At 56.1% G+C, this 13,036-nt stretch carries 11 protein-coding genes and 1 pseudogene; 8 read left to right on the top strand and 4 right to left on the bottom strand.

The window, feature by feature from the left end; genetic code table 11:
* Positions 1–30 precede the first annotated feature (30 nt).
* Both AC2FIS_RS20885 and AC2FIS_RS20890 read right to left on the bottom strand, forming a co-directional pair.
* Entirely contained in the window at positions 31–873 is an 843-nt protein-coding gene (locus AC2FIS_RS20885) for an amino acid ABC transporter permease (RefSeq protein ID WP_496775224.1), read from the bottom strand.
* A gap of 1 nt (position 874) precedes the next feature.
* A complete protein-coding gene (locus AC2FIS_RS20890; RefSeq protein ID WP_282121048.1) occupies positions 875–1,621 on the bottom strand; it encodes an amino acid ABC transporter ATP-binding protein in 747 nt (248 codons plus the stop codon).
* A 308-nt stretch (positions 1,622–1,929) separates the two neighbouring features.
* Between AC2FIS_RS20890 and AC2FIS_RS20895 the strand changes: the two genes are divergently transcribed.
* Genes AC2FIS_RS20895 through AC2FIS_RS20905 form a run of 3 tightly spaced genes read left to right on the top strand, consistent with a single transcriptional unit; the run spans position 1,930 to position 4,499 of the window.
* Positions 1,930–2,508 carry a carboxymuconolactone decarboxylase family protein gene (locus AC2FIS_RS20895; protein WP_496775225.1) on the top strand — a complete coding sequence of 193 codons (579 nt, stop codon included), beginning with the start codon at positions 1,930–1,932 and terminating at the stop codon, positions 2,506–2,508.
* An 11-nt stretch (positions 2,509–2,519) separates the two neighbouring features.
* Positions 2,520–3,107 (top strand): helix-turn-helix domain-containing protein, encoded by a 588-nt coding sequence (locus AC2FIS_RS20900; RefSeq protein ID WP_496775226.1) that lies wholly within the window; start codon positions 2,520–2,522, stop codon positions 3,105–3,107.
* A 12-nt stretch (positions 3,108–3,119) separates the two neighbouring features.
* Entirely contained in the window at positions 3,120–4,499 is a 1,380-nt protein-coding gene (locus tag AC2FIS_RS20905; protein ID WP_496775227.1) for an MATE family efflux transporter, read from the top strand.
* A 133-nt stretch (positions 4,500–4,632) separates the two neighbouring features.
* Here the strand turns inward: AC2FIS_RS20905 and AC2FIS_RS20910 are convergent.
* Together AC2FIS_RS20910 and AC2FIS_RS20915 are read right to left on the bottom strand one after the other, a co-directional pair.
* Positions 4,633–4,954: pseudogene (locus AC2FIS_RS20910) on the bottom strand (hypothetical protein).
* 151 nt (positions 4,955–5,105) lie between these two features.
* Positions 5,106–5,702, bottom strand: coding sequence for a response regulator transcription factor (locus tag AC2FIS_RS20915; protein ID WP_496775234.1), 597 nt, complete (start codon positions 5,700–5,702; stop codon positions 5,106–5,108).
* A 253-nt stretch (positions 5,703–5,955) separates the two neighbouring features.
* On the opposite strand from AC2FIS_RS20915, the gene AC2FIS_RS20920 reads away from it, so the two are divergent.
* The 5 genes from AC2FIS_RS20920 to AC2FIS_RS20940 are packed head-to-tail and all read left to right on the top strand — an operon-like array spanning position 5,956 to position 12,916.
* Positions 5,956–7,197: a pyridoxal-phosphate-dependent aminotransferase family protein gene (locus AC2FIS_RS20920; RefSeq protein WP_496775228.1), complete on the top strand. Its 1,242-nt coding sequence runs from the start codon at positions 5,956–5,958 to the stop codon at positions 7,195–7,197.
* Between the two features lie 31 nt (positions 7,198–7,228).
* Complete coding sequence (locus AC2FIS_RS20925; RefSeq protein ID WP_058273745.1) at positions 7,229–8,425, top strand: malate--CoA ligase subunit beta; 1,197 nt, start codon at positions 7,229–7,231, stop codon at positions 8,423–8,425.
* Positions 8,425–9,315, top strand: a complete 891-nt coding sequence (gene sucD, locus AC2FIS_RS20930; protein WP_472724889.1) for a succinate--CoA ligase subunit alpha — start codon at positions 8,425–8,427, stop codon at positions 9,313–9,315. The genes AC2FIS_RS20925 and sucD overlap by 1 nt, the downstream gene beginning before the upstream one ends.
* Positions 9,315–10,286 carry a 2-hydroxyacid dehydrogenase gene (locus tag AC2FIS_RS20935; RefSeq protein WP_496775229.1) on the top strand — a complete coding sequence of 324 codons (972 nt, stop codon included), beginning with the start codon at positions 9,315–9,317 and terminating at the stop codon, positions 10,284–10,286. Before sucD ends, AC2FIS_RS20935 begins: the two co-directional genes overlap by 1 nt.
* Entirely contained in the window at positions 10,286–12,916 is a 2,631-nt protein-coding gene (locus AC2FIS_RS20940) for a phosphoenolpyruvate carboxylase (protein WP_496775230.1), read from the top strand. The genes AC2FIS_RS20935 and AC2FIS_RS20940 overlap by 1 nt, the downstream gene beginning before the upstream one ends.
* Positions 12,917–13,036: the final 120 nt, after the last annotated feature.

The following is a 13,036-nucleotide window of genomic DNA, read 5'->3' on the forward strand; positions in this document are numbered from 1 at the left end:
TTCTCCTTGTTGTCCGACATATTTTCTGGGTTATTGGTCGACGGCATATTTCTTCTCCAGATGGCTTACGCCAATCGACAGGATCAGGGTCACCACCAGATAAACCAGTGCGATGGTGAACCAGATTTCGAAACTCATGTATGTGTCTGAAATGATGTTGCGTCCGAAGGTCGTCAGCTCGGCCACTGCAATCACGCTGACAATGGCCGAGGATTTGATGAGGTGAACGACCTCGCCGGTCATCGGCGGCAGCATGAAGCGGACGGATTGTGGCAGGATGATATAGCGATAGGTCTGGGAGGGGCTCATCCCGATGGATTTAGCGGCCTCCCACTGGCCAGTGGGGACGGCGTTGATCCCGGCCCGAAAGATTTCAGAAATCAAGGCGGAATGGAACACGGCCAAGGTAAGGATACTGGCCGTGTATCGGTCAAATCCAAAGATCGGCCCCAGAACATAGTAGAAGAGGTAGAGCAGAACCAGCAGCGGGATGTTGCGGATCAGCTCCAGAAATCCAACCGCAATTGCGGACCCGATGACCAGGTCCGACAGGCGCAGCAACGCCACAAGCAGACCTATAACCATAGCCAGAATGAAAGCCGTGACCGACAATTTGATCGTCGCGACCAGCCCGATGGGAATTTCACCCCATTCAAACCCGACCTCGGTATTGCGATACAGAAACTGCGGCACCCGGTACCATTGCCAATTATACCCCATGCCCTGCGCGCCTGTATATGCACCATAGGCGATCAGCCCGACGATAACGGCATAGATCCCGACCGAAATCAGGGTCGAGTCAAAAAACCGCTTAAAAAAAGGCGGCTTAGGCAGCGGCTGGCCTTTTGGCCGGGAAATGCCCAGATCGCTCATGTCAATGCGCCAAGATCTGATCTAGGAACAAACGGCAGCGTTCGCTCGAGGGGTTTGTGAAAAACTGTTCGGGTGGTGAGACTTCGACGATCTGGCCCGCCTCCATAAAGACCATCGTATCAGCGACCTTACGGGCAAAGCCCATTTCGTGCGTGACGACAACCATGGTCATGCCGGTGTCGGCCAGCTCGACCATCACATCCAGCACCTCATTGATCATCTCGGGGTCCAGCGCGGATGTCGGTTCGTCAAACAGCATGATCCGAGTTTCCATGCATAGAGACCGTGCAATTGCCACGCGCTGCTGTTGCCCGCCTGACAGCTGCGCCGGGTACTTGTCGGCCTGTTCCGGGATATGAACACGTTCAAGATAGTTGCGTGCGGTTTCTTCGGCCTGCGCCTTGGATATCCCGCGCACTTTCATCGGACCGATCGTTAGATTCTCTAGCACTGTCAGGTGTGGAAACAGGTTGAACTGCTGGAAAACCATACCGACTTCCTGCCGCAGCTCGCGAATTTCTTTGGCACCGTCATATACCTCGATCCCATCGATCACGAGGCGACCGGAATTGTGCCACTCCAGCCCGTTAAAGCACCGGATCAGCGTCGATTTTCCCGATCCCGAGGGACCGCAGATCACGACTTTTTCTCCCTGATGGACCGTCAGATCGATGTTTTTCAACGCGTGAAACGCGCCATAATATTTATCCAGATTGGTCACTTCAATCATCGGAGTGGCTTGGTTCATGTCGTACCTGCTTGGGTTCGGGACACCATGCGAATTTGTCTTTTGATGGACCGGGCGCACAAAGGAGTTTCCTCCACCGTTCCTGCAAAGGCAGGCCGGCATGTCGTGGTGCCAGGCCTGACGAAACAGCCGAGGCCGGGCTGGCGCTGCGATTGTTTGGGGCAGTCGGGCAAGGCCTGAGCCTCCTCAAATACGTTGCACACTAATTAATATGGTTGCTTAATATGCAATACTCGTCAATAAAAAACTCAGAGGACAATTTTTGATCTGCCCTCAGATAATACTGACGACCAAGGGAGGAACCGCAAATGTCTGCCTGGATCAGCATGATATCTGACGAAGATGCTGACTCGCATCTGAAGGCCACTCTGGATCTGGCGCGTACACCGCACGGCACTGTCGACAATGTCATGCGGGTGCATTCCCTGCGGCCTAACACCATGAAGGGGCATGTGATTCTGTATCGCGCCTGTCTACACGATGAGGCGAACAAGGTTCCTATGTGGTTTCAGGAAGTGATCAGTTCCTATGTATCCACTCTCAACACCTGCCCCTATTCTTATGCCAACCACTGGTCTAACGCCCGGCACCTGATCGGCGACGCCGCACGCGCCGACAAGATCGAAGCCGCACTCGAGGCACATCGCCCGCAGGATGCGTTCGACGGCGCACATTTGGCTGCACTGACCTATGCTGAAAAGCTTACACTTTCGCCGGGTACGATGGTCGATTCTGATGTGGCAGCCCTGAAAGACACCGGTTGGGAGGATGGCGAGATTCTCGAAATCAACCAGATCGTAGGGTATTTCAACTACGCCAACCGCTTGCTGAATGGCCTTGGAGTCACCACCGATGGCGATGTGGTGGGGTATTATAGCAGCGACTGAAAGGACGGATCATGCAAGGAGATACTCCAGGCAGACAGATCGACCGTGCCATCGGCGCCTCGCTGAAGGAACTGCGGCAAAGTCGGAAGCAATCCGCTCGTAGCTTGGCAGAACAGTCCGGTATCTCAGCCGCTATGATCAGCCGGATCGAAAATGGGTTGGTTTCTCCCTCAATCGACACTCTGGCGGCACTGGCCGAAGCGCTCGAAGTTCCGATTGTTTCGTTGTTCCGCGAAGCGCGTACAGATCACACTGACTACACTCTCGTGCGCCATGGTGAGGGACTGAAATCAAACCGTATCTCGGCGGGGCACAGCCACGAGTACGTCAATCTTTCACTGCATTCGCGTAAAGACCTGCGATTTCAGGCGCGTCGCGTGACTTTATTGCGCGAAGGCGGGCCACCGCCCACTTATGTCGGCCACGGCGTAGTGTTTGTACAAGCACTCGAAGGCCAAGCCGTTTACCGATATGGCGATGCCCGCTTTACGCTGTCAGCTGGCGACACGATCAGTGTGGATGCTGAACTCAACCACGGGTTCGAAGATGTTCTGACCCCTGAGTTTGTCTTTCTAACAGTCCAGGCCGAGCGCCCATGACACCCAGTTAACATGGCTCAGGCAATCGACCTTAATCTGACCCAAGGGTCCATTGCAGGCCATTTCCGAACATTGGCGATACCCGGCGCGGTCGGAATGCTTTTCAGTACACTGTACAACATCGTCGACATCTTCTTTGCCGGGCTGTTGTCGACTAGCGCCCAAGCCGGGCTGGCCCTTGGTTTTCAAGCTTTTTTCATCTCTATTTCCGTTGGCGTCGGGCTGGGTGCAGCTATGAGTGCACTGGTTGGAAACGCTCTGGGTTCAGGCGACAACCGAGCGGCACGACGCTTAGCGGCCCAAGGGATAACTTACGGAATCGTTGCGTCTTGCCTACTTGCCCTGGCAGGGCTCTGGTTCGGCCCATTGTTAATCAAGCTTGTCTCAGAACCAGGCGTTTATCGTGAAGCCGGGCTTCGCTATTTCTATTGGTTGCTTTTGGCAATGCCTGGGTTCCTTCTGGCTCATGGGTGTAATGGCATCTTGCAAGCCCATGGCGACGCGGTGTCTATGCAACGGGCACTTATTGTCGCGTTTCTGGCGAACATCATCCTGAATCCCCTTCTGATCTACGGAATTCCGGGCGTGATCCCGGGCATCGGCTTCAATGGTTTGGCTTTATCTACGGTGATCAGCCAGACCGGCGTGATGATCTTTTTGATCCAGCAGGTTCTTCGGCGAAGGCGAATGAAACGTATGCGCGCGGCCTATTTCAGACCACGCCTGAAACGGTTTGCAGAAATTTCTCTTCAGGTTCTGCCCACTGCCTTTTCGTTCACGATCATGTTGCTGTCGGCCTTTGTCCTGCAGTTTGCGCTAAAGCTTTTTGGCGAACACGCAATTGCCGGTTATGCAATCGCTATACGGCTGGAACAGGTTTTGTTGCTGCCCATTCTGGGCGTCACGGGTGCCCTACTTCCAATCGCCTCACAGAATTTCGGTGCTCGGGACAGCCAACGGGTACGCGCCGCGTTGTTCTATTGCTGGCGCGTCGGGTTTTACATGTCACTGATTGCGATCCCAATCCTCTGGCTCGGTGGTCCCTTAGTGATGCGCCTCTTTACAGCGGACCCCGAGGTTGTTCGCGTTGGTGTGGGATATCTACGAGTCGACAGTCTGATCCTGCCTTTTTACATGATGCTGTTTTCAATCAACTCACTTTTGCAGGCCTTCAAAAAACCTATTTGGACCGTTTGGATCAGCCTTTATCGCCAGGCCTTTGGGGTCGCGTTCTTTGTTTGGGTGTTTATTGGCATATTGGGGTTCAACGAAACCGGGGTGTGGTTCGGAACGGCAGCGGCCGTAGTGACCGGCTGGGTCGTCGCAATGGCGTTGACCATACGCATTGCGAAGACAGAGATCGGCGGATTGTGGGTGCCCGCCACGGGGTGAAAATACGGCACGTCCGCGTGGGTCTGTTGCAAACTATCGCCAGCTTACGCTTTTGACGGTGGCGAGTGAATGCCTGCCAGAAATAATAAGTCGAAAACCTGCTCATGACTTCTTTCAAAGGCGCACAGTTCTCTCAGGTCAGGAGGCATGACCAGTAGTTGGCAGTTGCCGTGCGTGCGATGGCTGATAGGAAAACCTTGGGACGGCGATCATATCGGGTCGCCACGCGCCACCATTCTTTGAGTCTGCCGAATATGATCTCAAGGCGGTTGCGGTGTTTGTAGCGAAGAAGATCGTAGTTCACCAGTGTCTTGCTCTGCATCCGGCCGGGGATGCAGGCGCATTTCGCCAACGCAACCCATTGCGGTTGATGAAGATATCCCGTTCATGACCCGCCAGTCCTCGACCCGAGGTTTGCCGTGGGACTTCGGAAAAAAAGGGATGAGCCTGGCCATCTGTTCGTCGGTCAATCAACAAAGTCGTTCATGTCACCGTTCCGTTATTTGAACTGTGAATCACGTGGCGCGGCGAAATTCAGTGCATCCTGACCCTGGCATGTCGCTGACTCTGGTTTGCTTATTTTGTTTCGACATAACCCCTACGAGCCTAATCTGAAGCAGATTTGGCTGAATAATAATAAGCGATGGCTTGCGCCCGGTTTCTAACTGACAGTTTTTCATAGATATTCGAGAGGTGAAATTTCACGGTATTGGTGGAAATCTGTAACTCTTTTGACAGTTCCCGGTTGGACATTCCCTTCGACAATGCCTCAAGGATAGCCCGCTCTTTACGCGACAAGGTCTGAAGAGGACTATGTTGCACCGTGCGTACATCGATGAATGGAAAAACCATCTTACCTTTGGCAACATCAACGCATGTCTCGAGCAGGCCTTCAACCTCACCGGAACGAGGCGCAAACCCTGCGGCGCCTGCTTGCATGGCCAGCCGTGGGATATCACCTGCCTCATCACCATAGACCACAAATCGCGGTGCATTTTCCTGTTCGCGCAGCACTTCGATCAGTTTGGCTGCACCCAAAGCTGGCAGCTCCCAGGATACCACGCAGACCTTTACCGGCACACGCATGACTGCCCCAAGGAAACCTTCGGCAGTTGCAGATGTCGCCACCAACGAGAATCGTTTGTCTCTCTCGAAGATTTCGGACATCGCCGAGAGGACGAGAGAATTGTTGTTGGCGAGCATGATGTCGATTGGAGGCGGCGTTGTGTCGAGCATTGATTTTCCACCTAATTTACCCAAGAACTACCATGTTGGGTAGGTAAGTTTCCGGTATACATCGGTATATTTGCCAGAATGGGTAGGTTTTTCCCCAGCCAAATAGCTACCCTAAAGCAGTAGTAAGTTACGTTGCGCCCTGACGCAAGGATCGGCTTTTCTTTTTGGTAACGCGACAGACGGGGCGCATTACAGACCCCGTCGCCGAGGAGGATCGCCAATGACGTTTCAAATCTACCCGACGCTCGAAATTCCGGAAACACTGGCTGCGGGACCCGGACCAGGCAATACCGATGCCCGCGTTCTGCATGCCTTCGCAAACGCGGGTGTTGCGGATCACATGCAGGGTGACGTCCTGCGCGGGATGATCGAATGCAAGCACATGCTGCGCAAAATCTGGGGCACCGACAATACCTATACCTTCGCGGTTGCCGGCACCGGCTGGAGCGCGTTGGACACCATGTTCTCGGCCGTTATGCCTGGCGACAAGGTGGTTGCGTTCACCAATGGCACCTTTTCCGGCATTGACGCGCTGACCCTTCGGATCAAGGCAGCCACGCCCGAAGAACATGCCGCCAATCCACTTGATCCCAATGCGGCCAGCGTCACCGTGATCGAAATTCCGCATGGCAAGCCCGTGACCAGTGAGATGGTCGAGGTCGCATTGGCAGAACACAAGCCGAAATGGGCTTTCATGGCGCATTGGGAAACCGGTTCCGGCCGTGTCAACGATGTACAGGGATTCTCGGATGCGTGTGAACATCATGGCGCCATGGGTTTGATTGATGCCGTGTCTTCGCTGGGTGTTGCAGACTTTCGCATCGACGACTTCCCCGGCATCGCAGGCTGGGCTTCGTGCCCGCAAAAAGGCCTGTGCTGCCTGCCCCTGACCTATGCGCCGGTCAGCTTCACCGACGCCTTTATCGAGGCGCTGAAGACAACCGGTGCTTACTCTTACGTCCACAACCCGATTTTCGAGGCCCGCCATTGGGGCATTGTCGACGGTCAGGATGTTGAGAAAGGCACCTATCACCGGACCCATTCGGGCTATGCCGTCGCCGCGTTCCATGAATCTCTGCGTCTGACCTTGCAGGAAGGACTGGCTAAACGCGCGCATTCCTACAAAACGCATGAGGCCGTCCTGCGTGACGCCGTCACCGCGATGGGCTGCGATGTCACTTCGGACATGCCAAGCCTCGTAGTGCTGAACCTGCCCGCAGAACTGGCTGGCCGCGAGATGGAATTGGTACAGAACTGCCGCGCGCGTGGCTTTGGCATCTGGCCGACACTCAGCGCCCCGGTACAGGTGCGCATCGGCATCCTGAACCAGCTGAACCACCAGTCGATCAGCCGCATCGTAAAACTGTTTGGCGAGGCGATCCGCGAACTGGGCGGCACAGTGGATTTTGAAGCCATCGAAGCGCTGCTGGAAAGCCGCTACGGCACGTCGATCGCGGCCTGACCGCACTGCATGAACGGGAGGAAGATTGCAGATGGATATTCACGAATATCAGGCGAAAGAGGTTCTTTCGAATTTTGGTGTCGCCGTGCCTTCGGGTGCGCTGGCCTACAGTCCCGAACAAGCGGCCTATCGGGCGCGCGAACTGGGGGGCGATCGTTGGATCGTGAAGGCTCAGGTCCATGCCGGGGGCCGTGGAAAAGCCGGTGGTGTCAAACTTTGCAACACCGAGAACGAAATCCATGAAGCCTGTGACGAGATGTTCGGACGCAGGTTGGTTACGCATCAAACCGGTCCCGAAGGCAAGGGCATCTACCGTGTCTACGTGGAATCCGCCGTGCCGATTGATCGCGAGATTTATCTGGGCTTCGTGCTGGATCGCTCCAGCCAGCGGGTGATGATCGTGGCCTCGTCGGAAGGCGGCATGGAGATCGAAGATATCTCGGCCGAACGCCCCGACAGCATCGTGCGATCGATCGTCGAACCGGCCGTGGGCCTGCAGGAATTCCAGGCGCGCGAAATCGCATTTCAACTGGGTTTTGAGGCGAAATTGGTGCAGCAAATGGTACGCACGCTACAGGGCTGCTACGCCGCCTTCAGCAATCTGGACGCCACCATGGTCGAGATCAACCCGCTGGTCATCACCGGTGACGATCGGGTTCTGGCGCTGGATGCCAAGATGAGCTTTGACGACAACGCCTTGTTCCGGCATCCGCAGATCTCCGAGCTACGCGACAAAAGCCAGGAAGACCCGCGCGAAAGCCGCGCGGCGGATCGTGGCCTGTCTTATGTCGGTCTTGACGGCAATATCGGCTGTATCGTAAACGGCGCCGGGCTGGCCATGGCCACGATGGATACGATCAAGTTGGCGGGGGGCGAACCTGCGAACTTTCTGGACATCGGCGGTGGCGCCTCACCTGAACGTGTGGCCAAGGCCTTTCGTCTGGTCCTGTCAGACAAGAACGTGCAGGCGGTGCTGGTCAACATATTCGCCGGGATCAATCGCTGTGACTGGGTCGCAGAGGGCGTCGTTCAGGCGCTTCGCGAACTTGAGCTTGAAATCCCTGTCATCGTGCGGCTGGCCGGCACCAATGTCGCGGAAGGTCAAAAGATCCTGGCCAAATCCGGACTGCCGATCATCCGCGCCACCACCCTGATGGAAGCCGCCGAACGCGCTGTTGGCGCGTGGCAAAACGATCTGACCCAAAACACCAAGATGAGGGCTGTCTAATGAGCATTCTTCTGGACCGCGACAGCCGTGTTATCGTTCAGGGCATTACCGGACGAATGGCACGGTTCCATACCAAGGACATGCTGGACTATGGCACTAATGTCGTCGGCGGAGTTGTCCCCGGCAAAGGCGGCGAGACCGTCGAGGGCGTGCCGGTCTTTGACACCGTAAAACAAGCTGTCGAGGCCACCGGTGCCGATGCCAGCCTTGTTTTCGTGCCGCCACCATTTGCCGCCGATTCCATCATGGAGGCCGCAGATGCGGGTATCCGCTATTGCGTCTGTATCACCGACGGTATCCCGGCGCAGGACATGATCCGGGTCAAGCGCTACATGTACCGCTATCCCAAAGACAAGCGCATGGTGCTGACCGGGCCCAACTGCGCGGGCACCATCAGCCCCGGCAAGGCTCTGCTGGGGATCATGCCAGGCCACATCTACCTGCCCGGCAATGTTGGCATCATCGGTCGATCCGGCACGCTTGGCTATGAGGCCGCAGCCCAGCTGAAAGAACACGGCATCGGCGTTTCAACCAGCGTCGGGATCGGCGGCGACCCGATCAACGGGTCTTCGTTCCGCGATATCCTTGAGCGGTTCGAACAGGACAAGGACACCGAAGTCATTGCCATGATCGGCGAGATCGGCGGCCCGCAGGAAGCCGAGGCCGCAGAATACATCCGCGACAACATAACCAAGCCCGTCGTCGCCTATGTTGCAGGTCTGACCGCGCCCAAAGGTCGGACTATGGGTCATGCTGGTGCGATCATCTCGGCCTTTGGCGAAAGTGCCTCGGAGAAGGTCGAAATCTTGTCGGCGGCGGGAGTGACCGTTGCTGAAAACCCGGCGGTGATAGGCAAGACCATTGCCCGCGTCATGGGAAAGGCTGCGTGATGACCAAACCTTCAGTCCTTGTCACCCGTCGCTGGCCCGCCGCCGTCGAGGCGCGACTGGCCGAAGACTACAACACTGTACTCAATACCGGGGATACTCCGATGTCCCCGGCTGAAATCCGCGACGCCCTGAAACACTATGATGCGGTGCTGCCCACTGTTACCGATACGCTCAGCGCAGAGGCGCTGGACGTCCCCGCAGCACAGACCAAAATTCTGGCTAATTACGGGGTCGGGTACAGCCACATTTGCGAGCCCTCAGCCCGCGAACTTGGCATGACCGTGACAAACACGCCTGACGTTCTGTCCGAATGCACCGCAGATATCGCGATGACATTGCTGCTGATGGTGGCGCGCCGGGCCGGCGAAGGTGAACGCGAGCTGCGCGCCGGAAACTGGACCGGTTGGCGACCCACGCATCTGGTCGGCACCAAGGTCAGCGGTAAGACCCTGGGCATCATCGGCTATGGCCGCATCGGGCAGGAAATGGCCCGCCGCGCCCATCATGGCTTTGGTATGGACGTCGTTATTTACAATCGCAGCCATGTGGCGCCCGACGTTCTGGCTAAGTGCAATGCAACTCAGGTCGATACTGTCGATGACCTGTTGCCACTATGCGATTTCGTCTCGCTGCACTGCCCCGGAGGGGTCGCAAATCGGCACCTGATCAACGGTCGAAGACTCGACTTGATGAAACCCGACGCCTTCCTGATCAACACCGCGCGCGGCGAGGTCATCGACGAACACGCCCTGATCCAGGCCCTGATGTTCGACACAATTGGCGGCGCGGCGCTGGATGTATTTGACGGCGAGCCCCGCATTAGCTCGGACCTGCTGCAATGTGACAACCTCGTCATGCTGCCACATCTCGGAAGCGCGACTAAAGAAGCACGCGAAGCTATGGGGTTCCGCGTCATTGAAAACCTCAATGATTTCTTCAATGGCAAAAATCCAAGAGACAAAGTGATCTGATGCAAGCGTTGGCTCAGGATACCCAGCTGTCCCTTCCACCTTCCGCGTATTCGGACGGTCTTCGGACTGAATTGCGCACGCTGTGGCGAAACATCCTTTTGAAAAGGGCGCCACATGTCGCTTCTTGGGCCGAAGCCAAGCCGCTGCCCCCCATTCCAACTGGCCAGGCCGCAATCCCGTATTTGCAGGCCCTGTCGATCTGGTTTCAGCTTTTGCGCATCATCGACGAAAACGCAGATGTGCGGAATCGTCGACAAATCGAAACCCAAAAAGGTGCCCAAGCGGTTGAAGGTGGATTTGCCGAGGTGTTGTCGGACCTTAATCTGAGTGTTGGGGAAACCGAAAAGTTGGCAGGTAGTTTAATGACTGGCCCAACGCTAACGGCGCATCCGACCGAAGCCAAACGCGTCACCGTTCTTGAAATTCACCGCCGGATTTATCGTATCCTGGTCAGCCTCGAATCTCAGCGCTGGACGCCAATTGAACGTTCAACATTGTTGAATGATCTGGAAGGCGAGATCGACCTACTATGGATGACCGGAGAATTACGCTTGTCACGTCCCAGTTTACGTGACGAGATCGAATGGGGTTTGCAGTTTTTCCGCGACGCAATATTCGATGCTGTACCACAGGTCATCGACCGGTTCGATCACGCCTGTATGCAGGTTTTGGGTAAGACTTTAAATGTGACGCCCAATGTCCGATTTCATAGCTGGATTGGCGGTGACCGGGACGGCAACCCGAATGTAACCTCTGAGATGACCAAACTGGCTCTGCAACGTGGGCGCGAGACAGCGATTGATCTCTACTGTCAGGCTCTTGATAAAGCCGCGCAAAAACTGAGCATTAGCGCCCTGATCCTACCACTGCCCGAACCTCACGGTGAACGGTTGCAGGCAATCATCAACCGCGCACCCAAGAATGACCGCAACCCGAACGAACCGTTTCGGCAGGCCCTGAATGCCATCCGCCAAAGACTGACAAGTGCCGGTTATCAGCATATCTCGCAGTTCGAGTGTGATCTCGACGCGCTTGATGAGGCGCTTTGTGCAGTAAACGCCGGTATTCTGACAAGGCGGCATATCCGACCTCTTCGCCGGGCGGCAACCGTATTCGGATTGCGTACCACAACCTTGGACATACGGCAGAATTCGACGGTCACGACCAGCGTTCTGGCAGAAATCTGGTCTGCATTCGAACCTGCGCCCGAATATGGAACACCCGAATGGTCGACCCGTCTGCGCACCGAATTGGCAGACCAGAACCTGCAGTATCCTCAGCGGGACGGGTTGAGTGATCAGGCGCAGGAATTGCTAGCCTTACTAGCCCTTATGCACGCTATTCGAACAGGGCCGGATCCCAAAGCTATGGGACCATTCATATTGTCGATGACACGCTCGGCAGACGATATTCTGGGTGTCTATCTTCTCGCCCGCTATGCCGGGTTCGGATCAGAGACACTGGATATTTCTGTGGTGCCGCTGTTCGAGACGATCGGTGATCTGCGCAACGCCTCAGCAATTCTGCTGGATGTTTTGGATGTTCCGCTTGCCCGCCGCAGCCTTAAGTCAGGTGGCAATGTGATCGAGGTGATGTTGGGATACTCCGACAGCGGCAAAGATGGCGGATATTTCTGTTCGACCTGGGAACTGGACCGTGCGCAGCGCCGGATCGTTACGGCACTTGCGTCGCAGGGATTTAGTGCCGCGTTTTTTCACGGACGTGGTGGTTCTGTCAGCCGGGGTGGTGCCCCCACAGGCCGGGCAATAGCCGCGCAACCAAGCGGCACAATTGCCGGACGGCTACGTGTAACGGAACAGGGCGAAGTAGTGTCTGCCAAATATGCCAACCGCGGGACAGCCGCGGCGCATCTGGAATTGCTTTTGTCCAGCACACTACGCCACACGGCTAGTCACACCAAAACGCCGGACCGCCCGGAATTCGATGATGCACAGGATGCGTTGTCCGAGCTTTCTCAGATGGCTTATGTTTCGCTGCTGCAAACGCCGGGGTTTCTTGAGTATTTCCAACAGGCCAGCCCGGTTGAAGAACTAGCCCGCCTAAAAATCGGATCCCGCCCCGCCCGTCGGTTCGGCGCAGCCAGCCTTGATGATCTGCGTGCCATTCCATGGGTGTTTGCGTGGTCGCAAAACCGCCACCTGATTACTGGCTGGTACGGGTTCGGCGCCGCCATGGTCAATTTTAGGAAGTTCCGCGGCGCACGGGGTGATGAGGTACTTCGAGATATGTTTCGGCAGTCCCGATTGTTCCGCCTTGCGGTCGATGAAATGGAAAAGTCTCTGTACCAGACCGATATGACAATCGCGGCGAAATACAGCGAACTGGTCTGCGACGCCAACACACGCCAACGCATTCTTCAGGCAGTCACCTCGGAATACTGCAAAGCTTGCGACGCTGTGAAGTTTTTGAACGGCGGGCAAATCATTGGACAGCGTTTCCCACGACTGTGTGAGCGCGTCGAACGCAAGCGAGATGAACTTGCCCGCATTCACACTCTGCAAGTCGACCTACTACGCCAGACCCGCAGTGAACAGCAGGCCGGAACGGTTCCGGTCGCTCTGCTGCAATCCATGAACGCCATTTCCGCCGGCCTTGGCTGGACCGGTTGACAACTTCAGGAGATTACAAATTGAACGCCCCTCACCGTACGCACGGATTTTTCACCCAGTCCCTATCTGACCGTGATCCCGAGCTGTTCGGCTCGATCACATCCGAGCTGGGTCGTCAGC

It is taken from the genome of Ruegeria sp. CDSB113, from assembly GCF_059611045.1.

What these genes read in the sequence shown, in the direction of transcription:
- AC2FIS_RS20890 (WP_282121048.1), bottom strand. Translation starts at nt 1,621, where the DNA reads ATGAACCAAGCCACTCCGATGATTGAAGTGACCAATCTGGATAAATAT.
- AC2FIS_RS20940 (WP_496775230.1), top strand. Translation starts at nt 10,286, where the DNA reads ATGCAAGCGTTGGCTCAGGATACCCAGCTGTCCCTTCCACCTTCCGCG.
- AC2FIS_RS20905 (WP_496775227.1), top strand. Translation starts at nt 3,120, where the DNA reads ATGGCTCAGGCAATCGACCTTAATCTGACCCAAGGGTCCATTGCAGGC.
- AC2FIS_RS20900 (WP_496775226.1), top strand. Translation starts at nt 2,520, where the DNA reads ATGCAAGGAGATACTCCAGGCAGACAGATCGACCGTGCCATCGGCGCC.
- AC2FIS_RS20895 (WP_496775225.1), top strand. Translation starts at nt 1,930, where the DNA reads ATGTCTGCCTGGATCAGCATGATATCTGACGAAGATGCTGACTCGCAT.
- AC2FIS_RS20915 (WP_496775234.1), bottom strand. Translation starts at nt 5,702, where the DNA reads ATGCTCGCCAACAACAATTCTCTCGTCCTCTCGGCGATGTCCGAAATC.
- AC2FIS_RS20935 (WP_496775229.1), top strand. Translation starts at nt 9,315, where the DNA reads ATGACCAAACCTTCAGTCCTTGTCACCCGTCGCTGGCCCGCCGCCGTC.
- AC2FIS_RS20885 (WP_496775224.1), bottom strand. Translation starts at nt 873, where the DNA reads ATGAGCGATCTGGGCATTTCCCGGCCAAAAGGCCAGCCGCTGCCTAAG.
- AC2FIS_RS20925 (WP_058273745.1), top strand. Translation starts at nt 7,229, where the DNA reads ATGGATATTCACGAATATCAGGCGAAAGAGGTTCTTTCGAATTTTGGT.
- sucD (WP_472724889.1), top strand. Translation starts at nt 8,425, where the DNA reads ATGAGCATTCTTCTGGACCGCGACAGCCGTGTTATCGTTCAGGGCATT.
- AC2FIS_RS20920 (WP_496775228.1), top strand. Translation starts at nt 5,956, where the DNA reads ATGACGTTTCAAATCTACCCGACGCTCGAAATTCCGGAAACACTGGCT.